Annotated in this window: 18 protein-coding genes and 1 pseudogene; 14 read left to right on the top strand and 5 right to left on the bottom strand. The window is 62.9% G+C overall.

The features are described from left to right. Positions 1–11: 11 nt before the first annotated feature. Complete coding sequence (gene parC, locus ACYVHH_RS15200; protein ID WP_460566040.1) at positions 12–2438, bottom strand: DNA topoisomerase IV subunit A; 2427 nt, start codon at positions 2436–2438, stop codon at positions 12–14. A gap of 40 nt (positions 2439–2478) precedes the next feature. On the opposite strand from parC, the gene ACYVHH_RS15195 reads away from it, so the two are divergent. The 3 genes from ACYVHH_RS15195 to ACYVHH_RS15185 all read left to right on the top strand — a co-directional run bounded on the left by ACYVHH_RS15195 (position 2479) and on the right by ACYVHH_RS15185 (position 4901). Further along, the gene (locus ACYVHH_RS15195; protein ID WP_460566039.1) at positions 2479–2961 is read left to right on the top strand and encodes a pyridoxamine 5'-phosphate oxidase family protein; all 483 of its coding nucleotides are present in this window, start codon (positions 2479–2481) and stop codon (positions 2959–2961) included. Between the two features lie 540 nt (positions 2962–3501). Then, positions 3502–3918, top strand: a complete 417-nt coding sequence (locus ACYVHH_RS15190; RefSeq protein WP_460566038.1) for a hypothetical protein — start codon at positions 3502–3504, stop codon at positions 3916–3918. Positions 3919–4058: 140 nt separating this feature from the next. Then, positions 4059–4901 (top strand): hypothetical protein, encoded by an 843-nt coding sequence (locus ACYVHH_RS15185; RefSeq protein ID WP_460566037.1) that lies wholly within the window; start codon positions 4059–4061, stop codon positions 4899–4901. A 302-nt stretch (positions 4902–5203) separates the two neighbouring features. Here the strand turns inward: ACYVHH_RS15185 and ACYVHH_RS15180 are convergent. Beyond that, positions 5204–5356: pseudogene (locus tag ACYVHH_RS15180) on the bottom strand (transposase); the annotation flags it as partial. A gap of 166 nt (positions 5357–5522) precedes the next feature. On the opposite strand from ACYVHH_RS15180, the gene ACYVHH_RS15175 reads away from it, so the two are divergent. The 6 genes from ACYVHH_RS15175 (at position 5523) to ACYVHH_RS15150 (ending at position 9525) form a co-directional block, all read left to right on the top strand. Beyond that, positions 5523–5936 (top strand): VOC family protein, encoded by a 414-nt coding sequence (locus ACYVHH_RS15175; protein WP_460566036.1) that lies wholly within the window; start codon positions 5523–5525, stop codon positions 5934–5936. Between the two features lie 72 nt (positions 5937–6008). Beyond that, positions 6009–7010, top strand: coding sequence for a CE1 family esterase (locus tag ACYVHH_RS15170; protein WP_460566035.1), 1002 nt, complete (start codon positions 6009–6011; stop codon positions 7008–7010). Between the two features lie 14 nt (positions 7011–7024). After that, positions 7025–7486 carry a methyltransferase family protein gene (locus tag ACYVHH_RS15165; protein WP_460566034.1) on the top strand — a complete coding sequence of 154 codons (462 nt, stop codon included), beginning with the start codon at positions 7025–7027 and terminating at the stop codon, positions 7484–7486. Between the two features lie 107 nt (positions 7487–7593). Then, the gene (locus tag ACYVHH_RS15160) at positions 7594–8628 is read left to right on the top strand and encodes a M4 family metallopeptidase (RefSeq protein ID WP_460566033.1); all 1035 of its coding nucleotides are present in this window, start codon (positions 7594–7596) and stop codon (positions 8626–8628) included. Positions 8629–8632: 4 nt separating this feature from the next. Beyond that, positions 8633–8935, top strand: a complete 303-nt coding sequence (locus tag ACYVHH_RS15155) for a protealysin inhibitor emfourin (protein WP_460566032.1) — start codon at positions 8633–8635, stop codon at positions 8933–8935. Positions 8936–9078: 143 nt separating this feature from the next. Beyond that, positions 9079–9525 (top strand): VOC family protein, encoded by a 447-nt coding sequence (locus ACYVHH_RS15150; RefSeq protein WP_460566031.1) that lies wholly within the window; start codon positions 9079–9081, stop codon positions 9523–9525. A 3-nt stretch (positions 9526–9528) separates the two neighbouring features. Here ACYVHH_RS15150 and ACYVHH_RS15145 read toward each other — a convergent pair whose 3' ends face one another. Continuing rightward, the gene (locus ACYVHH_RS15145) at positions 9529–11517 is read right to left on the bottom strand and encodes a DNA topoisomerase IV subunit B (RefSeq protein WP_460566030.1); all 1989 of its coding nucleotides are present in this window, start codon (positions 11515–11517) and stop codon (positions 9529–9531) included. A 76-nt stretch (positions 11518–11593) separates the two neighbouring features. On the opposite strand from ACYVHH_RS15145, the gene ACYVHH_RS15140 reads away from it, so the two are divergent. From ACYVHH_RS15140 to bamC, 5 genes are all read left to right on the top strand, one after another. Continuing rightward, a complete protein-coding gene (locus ACYVHH_RS15140; protein WP_460566029.1) occupies positions 11594–12829 on the top strand; it encodes an MFS transporter in 1236 nt (411 codons plus the stop codon). Further along, positions 12826–12951: a hypothetical protein gene (locus ACYVHH_RS15135; protein ID WP_460566028.1), complete on the top strand. Its 126-nt coding sequence runs from the start codon at positions 12826–12828 to the stop codon at positions 12949–12951. Before ACYVHH_RS15140 ends, ACYVHH_RS15135 begins: the two co-directional genes overlap by 4 nt. Positions 12952–12955: 4 nt before the next feature. Continuing rightward, entirely contained in the window at positions 12956–13540 is a 585-nt protein-coding gene (locus ACYVHH_RS15130) for a class I SAM-dependent methyltransferase (protein ID WP_460566027.1), read from the top strand. A 45-nt stretch (positions 13541–13585) separates the two neighbouring features. Beyond that, positions 13586–14470 (top strand): 4-hydroxy-tetrahydrodipicolinate synthase, encoded by an 885-nt coding sequence (gene dapA, locus ACYVHH_RS15125; protein WP_460566026.1) that lies wholly within the window; start codon positions 13586–13588, stop codon positions 14468–14470. Positions 14471–14545: 75 nt separating this feature from the next. Beyond that, positions 14546–15655 (top strand): outer membrane protein assembly factor BamC, encoded by a 1110-nt coding sequence (gene bamC, locus ACYVHH_RS15120; protein WP_460566066.1) that lies wholly within the window; start codon positions 14546–14548, stop codon positions 15653–15655. 93 nt (positions 15656–15748) lie between these two features. On the opposite strand, the gene ACYVHH_RS15115 is transcribed toward bamC, so the two are convergent. Continuing rightward, on the bottom strand, positions 15749–15985 hold the full coding sequence (locus ACYVHH_RS15115) for a hypothetical protein (RefSeq protein ID WP_460566025.1): 237 nt from the start codon (positions 15983–15985) through the stop codon (positions 15749–15751). 238 nt (positions 15986–16223) lie between these two features. Further along, positions 16224–17345, bottom strand: a complete 1122-nt coding sequence (locus ACYVHH_RS15110) for a JmjC domain-containing protein (protein ID WP_460566065.1) — start codon at positions 17343–17345, stop codon at positions 16224–16226. Between the last annotated feature and the right edge of the window lie 40 nt (positions 17346–17385).

The raw sequence follows: 17385 nt of genomic DNA, 5'->3' as shown, positions 1-17385 counted from the left end.
CTCCTGAACGTTTACACCAGCCGCACCACGCGCGCGGGTTTGAAGCCAAACGTCGCGTCCTTGCCCTTGCGCCCGCGCGCGGCACGGGCGTTGTTCAGACTGCGGATCTCCAACGTCTCGTCGCGCAGCTTCCCGCCACGGCCAATGCCTTCAATGCGCACGCTGCGCGTGTAGGCAGCCGCACCGGCCAGCGTGTCCTTGCCGTCCAAGCTCAATAGCATCAGGCCGCGCCCACCTTTGGGCTGCAGCTTCAGCTCGGCCATCTCGAACGTCAGAATGCGCCCGCCCGCCGACACGCAGCACACATGTGTGGCCGGGGCCAAAGCGGTTTCGGCCTCGCCACCTTCGGGTGCCGTGGGCGGGGCGATCACGCCGCCTTCCTGCCCCGCCAGGCGCACCACCATGCCGCCGCTTGCCAGCGCCGGGGCGCACAGGGTTTCGCCTTCGTTCAACGTCACAAAAGCCTTGCCCGCCTTCTGGCGGCTCACCATGTCGTCCACCGTGGCCAGGAAGCCGTAGCCGCCCGAACCGCTCAACAAAAGTGTGGTGCCTGCCGCGCCCGCAAAGTAGTGCACCGGCTGTGTGCCCGCTTCCAGGTCAATCAATGTGGTAATGGGCTGGCCGTCACCGCGCGCGCCCGGCAGGCTGGCCACGGGCACGCTGTACACGCGGCCATTGCTGCCAAACACAATCAGCGTGTCCACGGTGCGGCATTCAAAGGTGCCGTACAGGCCGTCACCCGCCTTGAAGGCAAAGCCACCCGCGTCGTGCCCGTGACCGGTGCGTGCGCGCACCCAGCCCTTGGCAGACACCACTACCGTCACCGGCTCGTCCACCACCTTGATCTCGGCCACCGCCTTCTTCTCGGCCTGGATCAGCGTGCGACGCTCGTCGCCAAAGGTCTTGGCGTCGGCCTCAATCTCTTTCACCATCAGGCGGCGCAGGCTGTTGGGGTTGCCCAGAATGTCTTCCAGCTTGCCTTGCTCTTCGCGCAATTCCTTCAGTTCCTGCTCGATCTTGATGGCCTCCAGCCGCGCCAACTGGCGCAAGCGGATTTCCAGAATGTCCTCGGCCTGCCGGTCGCTCAGGTTGAAGCGCGCCATCAGCGCGGCCTTGGGCTCGTCGCTCGCGCGGATGATGGCAATCACCTCGTCGATGTTGAGCAGCACAATCTGCCGCCCTTCAAGGATGTGGATGCGGTCCAGCACCTTGCCCAGGCGGTGCTGCGAACGGCGGGTGATGGTCGTCTGGCGGAAGGCAATCCACTCTTCCAGCATCTGCCGCATGCTCTTGGGCACGGGCTTGCCGTCCAGGCCCACCATGGTCAGGTTGATGGGGGCAGACGTTTCCAGGCTGGTGTGCGCCAGCAGCGCGGTGATCAGCTCCTGCTGCTCGATGCGACTGCTCTTAGGCTCGAACACCAGGCGCACCGGCGCGTCCTTGCTGGATTCGTCGCGCACGCCGTCCAGCACCGCCAAGATACTGGCCTTGAGCTGCGTCTGCTCCTGCGTCAGCGCCTTCTTGCCCGCCTTCACCTTGGGGTTGGTCAGCTCTTCAATCTCTTCCAGCACCTTCTGGCTGCTCACGCCCGGTGGCAGCTCCGTCACCACCAGTTGCCACTGGCCGCGCGCCAGGTCTTCAATCTTCCAGCGGGCGCGCACCTTCAGGCTGCCGCGCCCGGTGCGGTAGGCGTCGTGAATGTCGCCCGCCGGGCTGATGATCTGACCGCCACCCGGGTAGTCCGGCCCCGGCAGCAGGGCAAACAGCTCTTCGTCGGTCAGCTTCGGGGTTTTGACCAGCGCCACACAGGCGTCGGCCACCTCGCGCAGGTTGTGGCTGGGAATCTCGGTGGCCATGCCCACGGCGATGCCGCTGGCGCCATTCAACAGCACAAAAGGCAGGCGCGCGGGCAACTGCTTCGGCTCTTCGGTGGAGCCGTCGTAGTTGGGAATGAAGTCCACCGTGCCCTGGTCAATCTCGTCCAGCAGCAGCGTGCTGATCTTGGCCAGCCGGGCCTCGGTGTAGCGCATGGCAGCGGCGCCGTCACCGTCGCGGCTGCCAAAGTTGCCCTGCCCGTCGATGAGCGGGTAGCGCTGCGCAAAGTCCTGCGCCATGCGCACCAGCGCGTCGTAGGCGGCCTGGTCGCCATGGGGGTGGAAGCGGCCCAGCACGTCACCCACCACGCGGGCACTCTTCACAGGCTTGGCGGGCGTGTTGCTGTTGGGCCCGCCATAGCCCAGGCCCATGCGCTGCATGGCGTAGAGGATGCGCCGCTGCACGGGCTTCTGGCCGTCGCACACATCGGGCAGCGCGCGGCCCTTCACCACGCTCAAAGCGTATTCCAGGTAGGCCCGCTGCGCGTAGGCGGCCAAGCTGTCGGGGTCGCCCAGGGGTTCGGTGGGCTGAGTGTCGGATGGAGGCAGTAAATCGAAGCTCATGCCTTATTGTCCATGAGTGCCAGACCTACACTGAAACACCATGCCAAACCTGCTCACCCCCGACCACAAAGCCATGGCCGAACGCAGCGTGCTCTGCTGGCTGGCCACCGCCAGCGCAACCGGTCAACCAAACGTGTCACCCAAGGAATTGTTTGCCGTTGTGGACGACGAGCACGTGGTCGTGGCCAACATAGCCTCGCCCACGTCTGCCAAGAACATCCGTGCCAACGCCCAGGTTTGCCTGAGCTTTGTGGACGTGTTCGCGCAAAAGGGCTACAAGGTGCTTGGCACGGCGCGGGACATTACCCCGGCGGATGCGGAATTTGCCCGTTGGGCCGAACCATTGCAAAAAATAGCTGGTGACCGGTTTCCGATCCGCAGTGTTTTTGTGATTCGGGCCAAGGCGGTGGAGGCGATCATCGCACCCAGCTACCGGTTCTATCCTGCAGAGACGACCGAGGCCTCACAAATAGACGCTGCGCTGCGGAGCTATGGCGTGCAGAGACAAATCCGCAATACTTGATGGAACACAAAGTCAGCAAATCGCCGCCGCAGGGCCAAATGTGGTAAAAATGCCCCATTGTTATCCGAGCAAGGCAAGCTGACGACCAAAGTAGTTCTACAGCGCCTGCGCCGCTACAGGTGGCAGAGCGGTGTATATCGCTGCCATGTTCGGCATCATCGTGGGTGCCTATCTTTGGTTTTCCACAGGGAGATGCCGTGCTATACACCGTTTATGTTGGTTTTGAGTCTGCACCCGAATGGGTGCAGACTGTACGTTAGGCATCACAAACAGGGGGGCTCCATGGCTGCAAGAGACAGATACGCATATGACGTTGTGTGCCCGAATTGTAGGCAAATCGGCGTATTTCACGTCTCAGAAGATGGCCACCCTTACATAAGAAATCCACATCGCTCCGTCGACAAGATTGATGGGAACTTCTCAGCAACGGTTAAGGGGGGCGTTGATGTTGAGGCCGTTTGTAAGCAATGCAACACTGCCTTCAAACCTTAAGCCCCTTCGGTACGGAAGTAGATAGAGAATTTCCAGGGTATTTAGCACATGAGCAGTCTTCTGGAATACGTCGTGGGCACCATAGTTGGCTTGCTCATCCTTGGCGCTGGTCTTTTCTTCGCCGCTTTTCCTGGATGGCGCTTCCTACAGGTTCGCGCGCAATTGAGGAAGCTACGGACCGAGCTAGAGCCTGTAGCCCGAGCAGTTGGCGCCAAAACTAAAACAGAATGGGTCACGGAGAAGGGACAAGTCATGTACTTCTTCGAGCTCCAGAACGAAGAGTGGTCAATCAACAATGGCACAGGGCAGCCTTTAGCAGTGAAACCATGGATCACCCTGGAGGTTTCCCCCTGCGACTTCAACGTTTACGTTCCGTCCTTTTCCCCTTCAAGGGAGCACTCCCCAGACTTTGAGGCTCTTGTTCGCGCAGTACACCGACTCAAAAGTGCAAACACTGCGGACTGATATGCCAGAGTGGCTTCAACATGCAAATGCGACGCCGTGTCTTCGCTACCCTGCCTAACTGTGCGTTGCAGGGGACACCTCCACCAGTGTTCGCTTCCGTCACGCCAAGCGGGCGCCCCTGAACTTTGGCGTTAGGCGTCATGAAGCGCGTCATTGACAGTAACCAGCTTCAAACCGAGACCCTACGGGCGTTTCTCGCAAGGTCCCCTGAAAACATCGCCGTTCTTCCTGACTTCGTATTGATGGAGGCATATAAGGGCGACCCGCTCAAGAGCATCTTCAAGTCCATGTCGGTCCTATCGGAGTTCCCGCACCAGGTCCTGATCCTGAAGGGATCCGCCAAGGTTTGCGCCTTGACCGGACGGCGTAAGGGCCTGCAGCGTCGCCTAGTGGACGAAGATCAAACTCGCGGATTCCCGCTGTACGTACGCCATCTGCGAGCGGCCGAGGCAGGTGACGCTCGTTTTCAGGACCAGATTCGTAGTCTTGGCCGCTCTGCAAATGAGCACCAAGACAAGATGCGTGACGAAGCCAAGAACATTCGTGGCGCAATAGAGGTGCTTGGAAGTCGATACACGAAAGAGGAGCGCGCTGTCCTGCGTGCCAAAGAGGAGTACACACCCGAACTGATCGATAAACTCGTTAGGACCGTTATCGAGATGACGGGGATGATGTTTCAGGACTCTCCGCTTACGCTCAAACGACCAACGTACGAAGAACTTCCGAACACATTCATGTTCAGGGTCACTTTCGCAATGTACCTTCTCAGTCTAAGGAGGTTTGCACAGGGTGGGTTCGGCGAGCTAAGCGCCGAGAAATTACGGAACGACTTCGTCGACATGATGCTTGTGGCCTACGGAACGTATTTTGACGGCATCATGTCGTCGGATAAGAACGTGCCCTACATGTTTCAAGAGACGAGCCTGTTGCTATCTGCCCTGCTAGATGGCGAAGTCCCTTCTCTTGCGCAGTTGCGGCGATGACGCCTGCCCCCTCCTATATGGACTCCCCCACAACAGCAAGAGCCTGATCAATTTGGACCCCATGGGTAAAGCACCTGCAGTCGTATATCCGGCATCTGGAGTGGACTCTGTTGTGGTCCGTGCCGACATGGAATCTGCGTCACCGCTGCGCCACACGCTACAAATGGCTGCTGAACAGGTATTCATTGAGCCGGAAGAGTTATCGGCGTGTCGCGGTGTGGGAGGAACCCGTTTGGCAATGATGGTCGATCAAACCCGTCGCAAGTGGTAAAGGAAACTGGCTGTGGAGTGTGACTCTGCAGCACCCACTGGCTGGTATGGTCGGATCGCTTGGCCGCACTCATGACCACCGATTTGGCCCCCTGGGTCAGCAAAGTTCTCAGATAGGCATCCCCGCGTTTGGGGATGCGCCCCAGCCGAGCCTTACCCCCCGACGAGTTCTGACTGGGCACCAGTACAGCAGACGCGCGCGAACTCGTTGGCCAATGCAACGCCTGTGTCCACACAGGTTCCGAGCGTCCTTCCAGGGTGACCATGCAGGCATCCCAGCAAAAATAACTGTTTTTTTATACAGTTCAGTGTTAGCATCCTGCACACCAAGTCAACTTCAGGAGCCATCCCATGCTGGACCACATGACATTTCGCGTGAAAGACATTGCCCGTGCCAAGGCGTTTTACTGCGCCGCACTCGCGCCACTGGGTTACAGCATCTGCTTCGAAGGCGCCTACGGATCGAACATTCTGGGCCTGGCTTACCCAGACGCGTCCGAGCCAGACGGCAAGAAGGCCGATGTGTGGTTCATTGACGGACCATCGCCTTATGGTGGCCCAGCTGCAACGTCTGGTTGCCACCTTGCTTGGCGTGCGGCAAGCCGTGCGCAAGTGGATGCCTTCTACGAAGCAGCCATTGCTGCCGGAGGTAAAGACAACGGAGCCCCCGGGCTGCGCCCGGACTACCATGCGAACTACTACGGCGCATTCGTCATTGACCCCGAAGGCAACAACATTGAAGCCGTCTGTCATTTGCCCGAATAGGTGAAGGTTGCCAACAGCCACACCTCTGCAGCGCTCGATCAACCGCATACAAATGTTGAAAGGAAACGGCCCATGATCGCGCGGCTGGTGGCTTCCCTGGTATTCGTGTGCATCCATGGTGCCACTCTGCCCGTTGCAGCCCAGGACGGCCCCAGCCTGCGCGAACGCCTTGTTCAACGGCGCGCAGCCAGCGAGGCACCAACAACGGCACCGCTGCCTGCTGGCACGCACACGCTCCAAGTCACGCACCAAGGCCAAAAGCGCACGGTGGTTGTGCACGTGCCCGCCCGTTCAAACCCCACACAGGCCGCCCCCTTGGTGCTGGCCTTGCACGGCGGCGGTGGTTTTGCCGATTACATGGCCAATGGCGACCGTTACGGGCTCATCGCCAAGTCCGACAGCGCAGGCTTTGTGGTTGCCTTCCCCAACGGCTACAGCAAGCTCCCTGGGGGTAAGTTCGCCACCTGGAACGCAGGGGCCTGCTGTGGCGACGCGCGCGACCGCCAGGTGGACGACGTGGGCTTTTTGCGTGCCGTGGTGGCGCAATTGGGCGCCCGGCTCCAGCTGAACCCGGCACGCATTTATGCCATCGGCATGTCCAACGGCGGCATGATGGCGCACCGCCTGGCTTGCGATGCTGCCGATGTGTTCGCGGCAGTGGCATCGGTAGCAGGCACTGAGGCAATGGGCACCTGCCAGCCCGTGCGTCCCATCCCGGTGCTTCACATCCACGCCAAGAACGACACGCATGTGCTGTTCAACGGCGGCGCAGGCAAAGACGCCTTTCGCGACGACAGCAAGGTGATGGACTTTGTCTCGGTGCCCGAGACCATTGCGCGCTGGGTACAGCGCAACCGCTGCCAGCCTGCGCCGCGCCGTGTGTTGGAAAAGCCAGGTGCCTATTGCGAGGTGTATTCAGGTTGCGCAGGTAACGCGTCGGTACAACTTTGCGTGGTGGACGATGGCGGCCACTCCTGGCCAGGCACACAGGCGCAACGCCGTGGCAAGGAGCCGCCTTCCCAGGCTTTGGTGGCCAACGACGTGATCTGGGAGTTTTTCCTGGCCCACCCGTAAGATTGGCCTCACCCATGCCTTCCCTCGAACTCAAAATTCCCCCGCTCCTGCTCACGGCCATTGGCATGGCGCTTTCCGTGGCGGCGGGTGCTTGGCTGCCCGCCTTCAACTGGCCGTTTGCGGGGCACAAGGCCCTGGCGGTGGTGCTGTTCTTGGCGGGGCTTTGCGTCATGCTGTGGGCGGCCTTGCAGTTCCGCTTGCAGCACACCACACTGGACCCACGCTACCCCGCCAAGTCCACAAGCGTGGTCACGCATGGCGTCTACCGCTTCACGCGCAACCCCATGTACCTGGGCATGGCCTTGATGCTGGCGGGTGTCGCGGCATGGGCGGCCAGCCTGCTGGGCGCGCTCATCACCATTGGGTTCTGCGTGTACCTTACCGAACTGCAAATCAAGCCCGAAGAACGCTTCCTGCTTCAACAGTTTGGCGAAGAATTCAGCCACTACATGGCGCGTGTGCGCCGCTGGCTGTAACAAAACCAGGGTATCCAGGCAATATCAACGGTAGTAGCATTCCGGCAAGAGAGGCTGGGGGGCCAACCCGCCCATGGGTGGCGGGCACCACACTGGAGGTTGCCCAGATGGCTCTTTGCCTTTGCTCCATCGTTCCCAAGGAAGTTCTCGACCGCTTTGCGGGCGACGAACAGCTTGAAACCAGTCTGCGCAAGGCCGCCTGGGACTCTGCGCAAGTCAGCGAAGCGTTGCGCGGCTTGCGCTTGCAGTACGCCGAACTCACCGGCCTGGCGCCGTTCACTGGTGTCGAAAGCCCCCGGTTGGCCGCGTCCCCTGCGGTAAGGATCTACGACTGCAAAAACACACGAACCCTGCCTGGCACTCCGGTCGACCGCCCCCTGTCCTCGGGCGACGACACCGCCAAGCGCTGCTTCACCGAGACCAAGGCCGTCGCCAAGTTCTACAGGACCGTGTTCGGCCGCAATTCGATAGACAACGCGGGCATGGCCTTGGTGTCGTCCATCCACTACGGCCGGAATTACAACAATGCCATGTGGAACGGCAGCCAGATGATCTACGGCGATGGTGACGGCAAGCTGTTCATCGACTTCACCGCGGCAAACGACGTGATAGCCCACGAACTCGCCCACGGCATCACGCAACACAGCCTGCGGCTCGCCTACAGCGGCGACGCCGGCGGGCTGAACGAAAGCATGTCCGACTGCTTCGGCACCATGTTTCGCCAATGGGCAGCGAAACAACAAGCGGCAGAGGCAGACTGGCTGATCGCGGCGGACATCATCGGCCCCGTCGCAAGGGAGAGGGGCTACACGTGCCTGCGCAACATGGCCAACCCAGCCGACGAGTCTGCGCTGGCACCGCAGCCTACGCGGTATTCACAGATCACCCCCGGCATGGACCCGCATTACAGCAGCGGCCCGCCGAACCTGGCCTTCGCCACCGCGTGCATGGCCCTTGGTGGAAAAAGCTGGGAACGCATTGGCCGGGTCTGGTACGCTGCGCTGACCATGTCTGGCGCAAACCCGGGCATGACCATGCCGCAGTTCGCGGCGCGCACGCGCCAGCTCGCAGAGCAGCTGTACCCCCGCCACGCCAAGGTTGCCGCTGCGGTGGACGCTGGCTGGCAGAAGGTGGAGCTGTAGACGGATGAATCCCGACGACGAACTGGAGATTGAGAAACTGGGCGGTCTGGCGGGGGTGGGGCTGCCAGGGTCGCGGCTGCGTTGCCGGGCGCAAATGCACTGCCGCGAACTCAGCCCTGACGAGTTGAGCGCAGTAGAGGCCTTGTTCCAGGCAAGGGCCGGCGCCACTCAACCAGCCCCGCGCTCGGCAGATTTTTTCCGCTACCGCATCACGCTCCACAGCAGAAGCGAAGACCGGCAGATCGAAGTGGGCGAGGACGATCTGATGGAGAGCCTGCAGCAGCGGCTGCAGGACGAACTGCGCTAAACCCTTACAGGGGCCATGGCTGATGGCCACGGTGCCACGCCATGGCTGGCACCATTGCACACGTTCCATGGTGGGTTGGCTTACCATTGCATCAGTGGGAGCAGAGGGAGCGGACCCAACATTTCAACAAGGAGGCAATCACCATGGCCAGGGTCAGCACTTACCTCAACTTTGCCCGCGAAACAGAGCAGGCTTTCCTGTTCTACCGCTCGGTCTTCGGTGGCGATTTCGACGGGCCCATCCACCGCTTCAGCGACATGCCTGCCGTGCCAGGCCAGCCGCCCTTGCCCGAGGAGGACCGCAACCTGGTGATGCACATCGAGCTCACCATCATGGGTGAACATGTGCTCATGGGCACCGACGCCCCACCCTCCATGGGCTTTGCCGTCACGCCGGGCAACAACGTCTACATCAACCTGGAGCCCGACTCACGCGACGAAGCTGACCGGCTGTTCAATGGCCTGTCGGCGGGTGGCAAGGTAGAGCTGCCCATGCAGGACATGTTCTGGGGTGCCTATTACGGCAGCCTTTGCGACAAGTTCGGCATCCGCTGGATGATCAACTGCACAGAAAAGCTGACTGTGGGTTGACGCTCACACGTCAATTTCCACGGCGTCGCCGTGCAACTCCATCAACTCGCGGCGCGAGGCGGCCTCCCCCTTGCCCATGAGCTGGGTGATGCGGGCTTCGGTCGCCGCAAAGTCCAGGTCGCCCAGCTGCACGGGCAGCAGGCGGCGGGTGTCGGGGTTGAGCGTGGTGTCCCACAGCTGCTCGGCGTTCATCTCGCCCAGGCCCTTGAAGCGGCTGATCTGGCACTTCTCGCGCGGCACGCCGTCCTTGGCGCACTTGTCCAGAATGGCCGTCAACTCACCTTCGTCCAGCGCATAGGCCTTGGTGGCGGGCTTCTTGCCGCGCGCTGGCACGTCCACGCGGAACAGCGGCGGGCGCGCCACGTACACGTGCCCGGCCTCGATCAGCTTGGGGAAGTGACGGAAGAACAGCGTCAGCAGCAGCACCTGGATGTGTGAGCCGTCCACATCGGCGTCGCTCAAGATGCACACCTTGCCGTAACGCAGGCCGCTCAGGTCGGGTGTGTCGTTGGGGCCGTGCGGGTCCACGCCGATGGCCACGGCAATATCGTGGATCTCGGTGTTGGCGAACAGGCGATCGCGCTCCACCTCCCAGGTGTTGAGCACCTTGCCGCGCAGCGGCAGGATGGCCTGGCATTCCTTGTCCCGGCCCATCTTGGCGCTGCCCCCGGCGGAGTCGCCCTCTACCAGGAAGAGTTCGTTGTGAGCAATGTCGCGGCTTTCGCAGTCGGTCAGCTTGCCGGGCAACACGGCCACGCCGCTGCCCTTGCGCTTCTCCACCTTCTGGCCAGCCTTCTGGCGGCTTTGCGCAGCCTTGATGGCCAGCTCCGCCAGCTTCTTGCCGTACTCCACGTGGTGGTTCAGCCACAGCTCCAGCGCCGGGCGCACGAAGTTGCTCACCAGCCGCACGGCGTCGCGCGAATTCAGCCGCTCCTTGATCTGGCCCTGGAACTGCGGGTCCAGCACCTTGGCGCTCAGAACGTAACTGGCCCGGGCAAACACGTCCTCAGGCAGCAGCTTCACGCCCTTGGGCAGCAAAGCATGCAGTTCAATGAAGCTCTTGACGGCCTGGAACAGGCCGTCGCGCAGGCCGCTGTCGTGCGTGCCGCCCGCACTGGTAGGTATGAGGTTGACGTAACTCTCGCGCACCGGCTGGCCGTCCTCGGTGAAAGCCACCGCCCAGGCTGCGCCCTCACCTTCGGCAAAACTTTCGTGGCCTGAGTCGGCATAGCCCTCGCCCTCGAACAACGGGATCACCGGCTCGCCGTTGAGCGTCTGCTGCAGGTAGTCGCGCAGGCCGCCCTTGTACTGCCAGGTCTGGGTGTCTTTGGTCTTTTCGTTGGCCAGGCTCACCGTCACACCCGGCATCAGCACGGCCTTGCTTCGCAGCAGGTGCACCAGTTCGCCTGACGGCAAATTGGGTGACTCAAAGTATTTCGCATCGGGCCACACGCGCACGCTGGTGCCCTGCTTGCGGTCACCTTCGCCTGCCAGGCGGCGGCTCAGGGGCTCCACCACGTCGCCACCAGCAAACACCATGCGGGCCACGTGACCGTCGCGGTAGCTGGTCACCTCCAGGCGGGTGGCCAGGGCGTTGGTCACGCTCACGCCCACGCCATGCAAGCCACCCGAAAAGCTGTACGCCCCGCCCTTGCCCTTGTCGAACTTGCCGCCCGCGTGCAGGCGGGTGAACACCAGTTCCAGCACGGGGGCGTTCTCTTCAGGGTGGATACCGTGGGGGATGCCACGCCCGTCGTCTTCAACGCTCACCGAACCGTCGGCGTGCAGGGTGACGCGTATGCGCTTGCCGAAGCCCGCCAGCGCCTCGTCGGCGGCGTTGTCCAGCACTTCCTGGACGATGTGCAGCGGGTTATCGGTGCGGGTGTACATGCCCGGGCGCTGCTTGACGGGCTCCAAGCCCTTGAGCACCCGGATGGAACCTTCGGCGTAGGCGTTGCCTGCCTCGCCGGGGAAAAGGGATTTCTCTGCCATGGCGTGGCATTGTAGATAGCCCGGCACCGCCCGCAGGCGACAGGCAGACGCCCCGCAAATTCGCTACAGTCTCGGGATGTCCTCGAATACCCCCAAACTTTCTGCCCTGCAGGTGCTGGCCTGCGGTGCTGCCATCGTCACGCTGTCCATGGGTATCCGCCACGGCTTTGGCCTGTGGCTGCAGCCCATTACCCAGGCCCAGGGCTGGACGCGCGAGACCTTCGCCTTCGCCATGGCCATCCAGAACCTGTCCTGGGGCCTGTTCGGCATTTTCGCGGGCATGTTGGCCGACCGCTTCGGCGGCTACCGCGTGCTGCTGGGCGGCGCGCTGCTGTACGCAGCGGGCCTGGCCGGCATGGCCTTGTCCACGTCGTCGCTGCTGTTCGCACTCACTGCGGGCGTGCTCATCGGCGCGGCGCAGGCGGGCACCACCTACGCCATCATCTATGGCGTCATCGGGCGGCAAATTCCCGCTGAAAAACGTTCCTGGGCCATGGGCATGGCCGCCGCTGCAGGCTCGTTCGGCCAGTTCCTCATGGTGCCGGTGGAAGGTTTCCTGATCGCGAACTTCGGCTGGCAGGAGGCACTGCTGATTCTGGGCGGCACCGCGCTGCTGATTGCCCCGCTGGGCTGGGGCCTGCGCGAACCGGGGTTTGGCGGCGCGGCGGGGGCCGCCCACCGGGAACAGACCATCGGCCAGGCCCTGCGCGAAGCCTTCGGCTACCGCAGCTTCCAGCTGCTGATGGCGGGTTACTTCGTCTGCGGCTTCCAGGTGGTGTTCATCGGCGTGCACATGCCCAGCTACCTCAAGGACAACGGTCTGTCGCCTCAGGTGGCCAGCTACGCATTGGCCATCATCGGCCTGTTCAATGTGTTCGGCACCTACGCCGCAGGCGTGCTGGGACAGCGCCTGGCCAAGAGGCGCATCCTCTCGTTCATTTACCTGATGCGCTCGGTCGCCATCACGCTCTTCCTGCTGGCCCCGCTCACACCCTGGAGCGTCTACATCTTCGCGGCGGCCATGGGGCTGCTTTGGCTGTCCACCGTGCCGCCCACCAACGCCATCGTGGCGCAGATCTTCGGGGTGGCGCACCTGTCCATGCTGGGTGGCTTCGTGTTCTTCAGCCACCAGGTGGGCAGCTTCATGGGGGTGTGGCTGGGCGGCCTTCTGTACGACCGCACCGGCAGCTACGACATCGTCTGGTACATCTCCATCGCGCTGGGTGTGTTTGCCGCCGTGGTGAACTGGCCCGTGCGTGAAACCCCCATCCAGCGCGGCCCCACCCGGGTGGCCGCCGGAGCGGCTGCATGAAAACCTGGCAGCGCGCCACCGTCTGGGCGCTGGCCCTGGGCGTGATGCTGCTCGTCTTCGGGCTTTACACCCGTGCCGACTTCCTCGTGGATCTGGCCGACAAGCTATGGTCCTGCTTCTGACGCAATGACACACCCGCCCCACGCAGCACTGGCGCCCTCGGAATGGGTGCGCCGCTGGTCCCACCTCATTCCTGACCGCCCAGGCGGTGCGCGCGTGCTTGACCTGGCCTGCGGCCACGGCCGCCACACCCGCTGGCTGGTACGCCAGGGCTGCCACGTGACAGCGCTCGACCGCGACGCCGAAGCCCTGGCCACCCTGTCGGACCTGCAACCGCTGGTTACAAATTTGTGCGCCGACATCGAAAACGGCCCCTGGCCGCTGGACGGCCGCACCTTCGACGCCGTGGTCGTCACCAATTACCTGTGGCGCCCGCTGTGGCCACGCATCCTGGCCTGCGTGGGCCCTGGTGGTGTGCTCATTTACGAGACGTTTGCCCACGGCAATGCCAGCGTGGGCAAACCGTCACGGCCCGACTTTCTGCTGCAACCCGGCGAACTGCTGCGCGAATGTGCGGAACTTCGGACCGTGGCATACGAGGACGGGTTCCTCACCGATCCGGAGCGTTTCGTGCAACGGATAGCCGCTGTTCGCGAGGCGGCTGACACCCCTTCCCAGCCCCCGCGTCATGCCCTGCGCGCCGCTGGGTAGAATGCGCATTCAATTCTCTGCATCCAACCGAAGCACTACCGACCTATGAATCCGATCACCGGCAGCATCGTGGCCCTGGTCACCCCCATGCATGAAGATGGCAGCGTGGACTACCCCGCACTGCGAAAGCTGATCGACTGGCACATCGCCGAAGGCACGGACTGCATCGGTGTCGTCGGCACCACGGGCGAATCGCCCACCGTGACCGTCGAGGAACACTGCGAAATCATCCGCGTGTCCGTGGAGCAGGCTGCTGGCCGCAAGCCCATCATGGCTGGCTGCGGCGCGAATTCCACGGCAGAGGCGATCGAACTGGCCCGCTTTGCCAAGAAAGTTGGCGCCGACTGCCAGCTGCAAGTGGTGCCCTACTACAACAAGCCCACCCAGGAAGGCCAGTACCAGCACTTCAAGGCCATTGCCGAAGCCACTGGCGACCTGCCCATCATTCTCTACAACGTGCCCGGACGCAGCGTGGCCGACATGGCCCACGACACGGTCCTGCGGCTGGCGCAAATTCCCGGCATCGTTGGCATCAAGGAAGCCACGGGCAACATCGAGCGCGCACAGTGGCTCATCAAGGAAACCCCGGCAGACTTCGCCGTCTACTCGGGAGACGACCCGACCGCCGTGGCACTGATGCTGTGCGGCGGCCAGGGCAACGTGAGCGTGACCGCCAACGTGGCACCCCGCCTGATGCACGAGTTGTGCCTGGCAGCCATTGCGGGTGACGTGAAGAAGGCCATGGAAATCCAGATGCAGCTGCTGCCCGTGCACCGCCAGCTGTTCGTGGAACCCAACCCCATCCCAGTGAAGTGGGCCATGGCCCGCATGGGTCTGAGCGGCCCGGCGCTGCGCCTGCCGCTCACCCCGATGACCAGCGGCAACCAGCCGGCCCTGGAACAGGCACTGAAGGCCGCCAACCTGCTGTAACCTGCCCGCAACGCCCTCCCCCCGTCAACGCCAGACTGTTCCATGAAACAAGACACTCTTCAGCGCACCGCACTTATGCACACCTCCACGCTGCGTCACGCTGTTCCCCGCTGGTCGGCCCTGGCCATGGCAGCCTTGCTGGCTACCGGCTGCTCGGTACTGCAGGAAGACAAGATCGACTACAAGAGCGCCAAGCAGGTCAACACACTGGAAGTCCCGCCCGACCTGACGCAGCTCAGCCGCGAATCGCGCTACGTGGTTCCTGGCGGCGCCGTGACGGCATCCGGCTACCAGGTGAGCCAGCCCACCCAGAAAGTGGCCACGGCGGCCGTGAGCGTGGGTGACGTGCGCATCGAACGTGCTGGCAACCAGCGCTGGCTGGTGGTGGACCGCCCTGCCGACCAGCTGTGGAGCCCCGTGCGCGACTTCTGGCAGGAAAACGGCTTCCTGCTCACGCTGGATCAGGAAAACCTGGGCGTGATGGAAACCGATTGGGCCGAAAACCGCGCCAAACTGCCGCAGGACATCATCCGTTCCACCATTGGCAAGGTGTTTGACAGCCTGTACTCCACAGGCGAGCGGGACAAGTTCCGCACCCGCCTGGAGCGCACGGCCAACGGCGGCACCGAAATCTACATCAGCCACCGTGGCATGGTCGAGGTCTACTCCAGCGAACGCAAGGACAGCACCGTGTGGCAGCCCCGCCCTGCCGACGTGGAACTGGAAGCCGAATTCCTGCGCCGCATGATGGTCAAGCTTGGCGTGAGCCAGGAACAGTCCAAGGCGCTGCTGGCCACGGGGGCCACCACCTCCACGTCAAAGGTTGCAACCGTCAACAACCAGCCCGTGGTGCAGATCAACGAAGGCTTTGACCGCGCCTGGCGCCGTGTCGGTCTGGCGCTGGACCGCACCGGCTTCACGGTGGAAGACCGCGACCGCGCGCAGGGCGTCTACTTCGTGCGCTACGTCGAGGCGAACGCCAACACAGCCGCCGAGAAGCCCGGCTTCTTCAGCCGCCTGTTTGGCAGCTCCACGGCGAAGGAATCGTCGCCTGTGCGTTACCGCATCAGCGTCAAGAGCGCTGGCGAACAGACCACGGTTGCCGTCCTGAACGCAAATGGCCAACCCGAAACGTCTGCCACAGCTCAGCGGATCGTGCAAGTGATTGCCGACGACCTGAAGTAAGCCATCCCCCAGCCCCGGTGCCGCCTGCCGGCGTGCACCGGGCACAAAAAAACCGCCTCTGTGAGGCGGTTTTTTTGTTGGAGAGAAAGCAGATTACTGCTTCTTCTCTTCGGGCTTCTGCTCAGCAGCGGGAGCAGCAGCGTCAGCAGCCGGGGCAGCAGCAGGAGCTGCGGCATCAGCGGCGGGAGCAGCAGCGTCAGCAGCGGGAGCGGCGGCAGGAGCCGGAGCTTCCACAGCGGGAGCGGGAGCAGGAGCGGCTTCTTCTTTTTTACCGCATGCGGCCAGTGCCACAGCAGCCATCAGAGCGGCGATAACGAGCGACTTGTTCATTTGAGCGAAGGATGGGTATGTATACGGGACTGTTTGGTCTTCACCGGCGCCACCCTCCCGAGGGGCCACACCAGTGAAACTGATGCACCATTTTTGAAGATGTTTGCACCAGTTCGGCGCGGATCATAATCCGCAAAATGGTTCGGGTTAACCCTGAACGTGATTTTTTTTACAACAAGATGTTTCTGTCTCGTTTTGACAACATCCGGGGCAACGACCCACCCCGGCGAGGCAAACATCAATCGGTTGCCAGGTGCAGCCAACCGGCCTGGAACCAGTCGGCAAGCAGCGCTTGAGCCCCGGCGCTGGAACGTTGCACAGCAGACGCCGGCAGGCAGCGCTGGTCCGCCAACTCACGCATCAGCCGGGCATCGCGGCCGCCCGCACGGAAAGCCTCACCGTTGATGAACACATGGTGGGCGTCGTACATCATCCTGGTACGCCGGTCCAGCTTGACGGCACCAGCCTGCCAGGTGCCAGCGGGCTCCTCGAACCAGACACGCGGCTTGGGCTCGGTCATCACCTCCCCCAGCGCGCATGCCAGGGCCATCGGGTCGGCCGCCATGCGCTGAAGCCCCTCCTGCGCGAAGCTCAGCAGGCCTTCGGGCATCTGCGCTGGCTGCGCGGTCGCTGGCTGGCCGGGGTCGCGGTAGAGCGTTTCGTCCTCGTACTCGTCGGCCAGTCTCAGCGCCAGCTCACCGGCCAACCCGCCCCTTTGTGGCACCCGGAACCCGATCGAGTACGTCATGCACTCGCCCTGCTCGGCCACGCCGTCGTGTGCCCACTTCGGCGGCAGGTAGAGCATGTCGCCCGGCTCCAGCACCCACTCTTCCTCGGGCTCGAAGTTGCTCAGTATCTTGAGGGGAACGCCCTCTTCCAACGTCAGGTCCTTCTGGCGGCCGATACGCCACCGGCGCTTGCCCTGGGCCTGGAGCAGGAACACGTCGTAGCTGTCGAAATGGGGGCCTACGCCACCGCCTTCACTCGCCCAGGAGATCATGAGATCGTCGAGCCGCGCATCCGGGACAAAGCGAAAACGCTTCATCAGTTCGTGCACCGCATTCACGTGCAGGTCGACCCCCTGGACCAGCAGCGTCCAGTCCGGCCGCTTGTACGGGGGGCACGCCGCACGGCCAAAGGGGCCATGGCGCAATTGCCAGGACCCGTCGGTTTCGCGGGTGATGAGACGCGACTCGACGTCGTCCCTTGCCGCCAGGGCGAACAACTCGCTCCTTGCCAGCAGCGGCTGAAAACCAGGTATCGCCTGGCGGATCAGCAGGGGTTTCTTCTGCCAGTGTCGGCGCATGAACTGCGCGGGAGAGAGCCCTCCCAGCAGTTGTAGCGGCTGGTCAGGCTGAATGGGCAGGGAAGCAGACGTGTCTGAATGGGCTACGGAAGTC

The sequence above is a fragment of the Hydrogenophaga aquatica genome (assembly GCF_054780915.1).
The sequence above is the reverse complement of the archived record's forward strand: the minus strand, read 5'-3'. Positions and strand labels throughout refer to the sequence as shown.

Coding starts and splice junctions, on each gene's coding strand:
- ACYVHH_RS15145 (WP_460566030.1), bottom strand. CDS start 11,517: ATGGCAGAGAAATCCCTTTTCCCCGGCGAGGCAGGCAACGCCTACGCC.
- parC (WP_460566040.1), bottom strand. CDS start 2,438: ATGAGCTTCGATTTACTGCCTCCATCCGACACTCAGCCCACCGAACCC.
- ACYVHH_RS15195 (WP_460566039.1), top strand. CDS start 2,479: ATGCCAAACCTGCTCACCCCCGACCACAAAGCCATGGCCGAACGCAGC.
- ACYVHH_RS15175 (WP_460566036.1), top strand. CDS start 5,523: ATGCTGGACCACATGACATTTCGCGTGAAAGACATTGCCCGTGCCAAG.
- ACYVHH_RS15160 (WP_460566033.1), top strand. CDS start 7,594: ATGGCTCTTTGCCTTTGCTCCATCGTTCCCAAGGAAGTTCTCGACCGC.
- dapA (WP_460566026.1), top strand. CDS start 13,586: ATGAATCCGATCACCGGCAGCATCGTGGCCCTGGTCACCCCCATGCAT.
- ACYVHH_RS15185 (WP_460566037.1), top strand. CDS start 4,059: ATGAAGCGCGTCATTGACAGTAACCAGCTTCAAACCGAGACCCTACGG.
- ACYVHH_RS15115 (WP_460566025.1), bottom strand. CDS start 15,985: ATGAACAAGTCGCTCGTTATCGCCGCTCTGATGGCTGCTGTGGCACTG.
- ACYVHH_RS15130 (WP_460566027.1), top strand. CDS start 12,956: ATGACACACCCGCCCCACGCAGCACTGGCGCCCTCGGAATGGGTGCGC.
- ACYVHH_RS15155 (WP_460566032.1), top strand. CDS start 8,633: ATGAATCCCGACGACGAACTGGAGATTGAGAAACTGGGCGGTCTGGCG.
- ACYVHH_RS15135 (WP_460566028.1), top strand. CDS start 12,826: ATGAAAACCTGGCAGCGCGCCACCGTCTGGGCGCTGGCCCTGGGCGTG.
- ACYVHH_RS15150 (WP_460566031.1), top strand. CDS start 9,079: ATGGCCAGGGTCAGCACTTACCTCAACTTTGCCCGCGAAACAGAGCAG.
- bamC (WP_460566066.1), top strand. CDS start 14,546: ATGCACACCTCCACGCTGCGTCACGCTGTTCCCCGCTGGTCGGCCCTG.
- ACYVHH_RS15170 (WP_460566035.1), top strand. CDS start 6,009: ATGATCGCGCGGCTGGTGGCTTCCCTGGTATTCGTGTGCATCCATGGT.
- ACYVHH_RS15140 (WP_460566029.1), top strand. CDS start 11,594: ATGTCCTCGAATACCCCCAAACTTTCTGCCCTGCAGGTGCTGGCCTGC.
- ACYVHH_RS15165 (WP_460566034.1), top strand. CDS start 7,025: ATGCCTTCCCTCGAACTCAAAATTCCCCCGCTCCTGCTCACGGCCATT.
- ACYVHH_RS15190 (WP_460566038.1), top strand. CDS start 3,502: ATGAGCAGTCTTCTGGAATACGTCGTGGGCACCATAGTTGGCTTGCTC.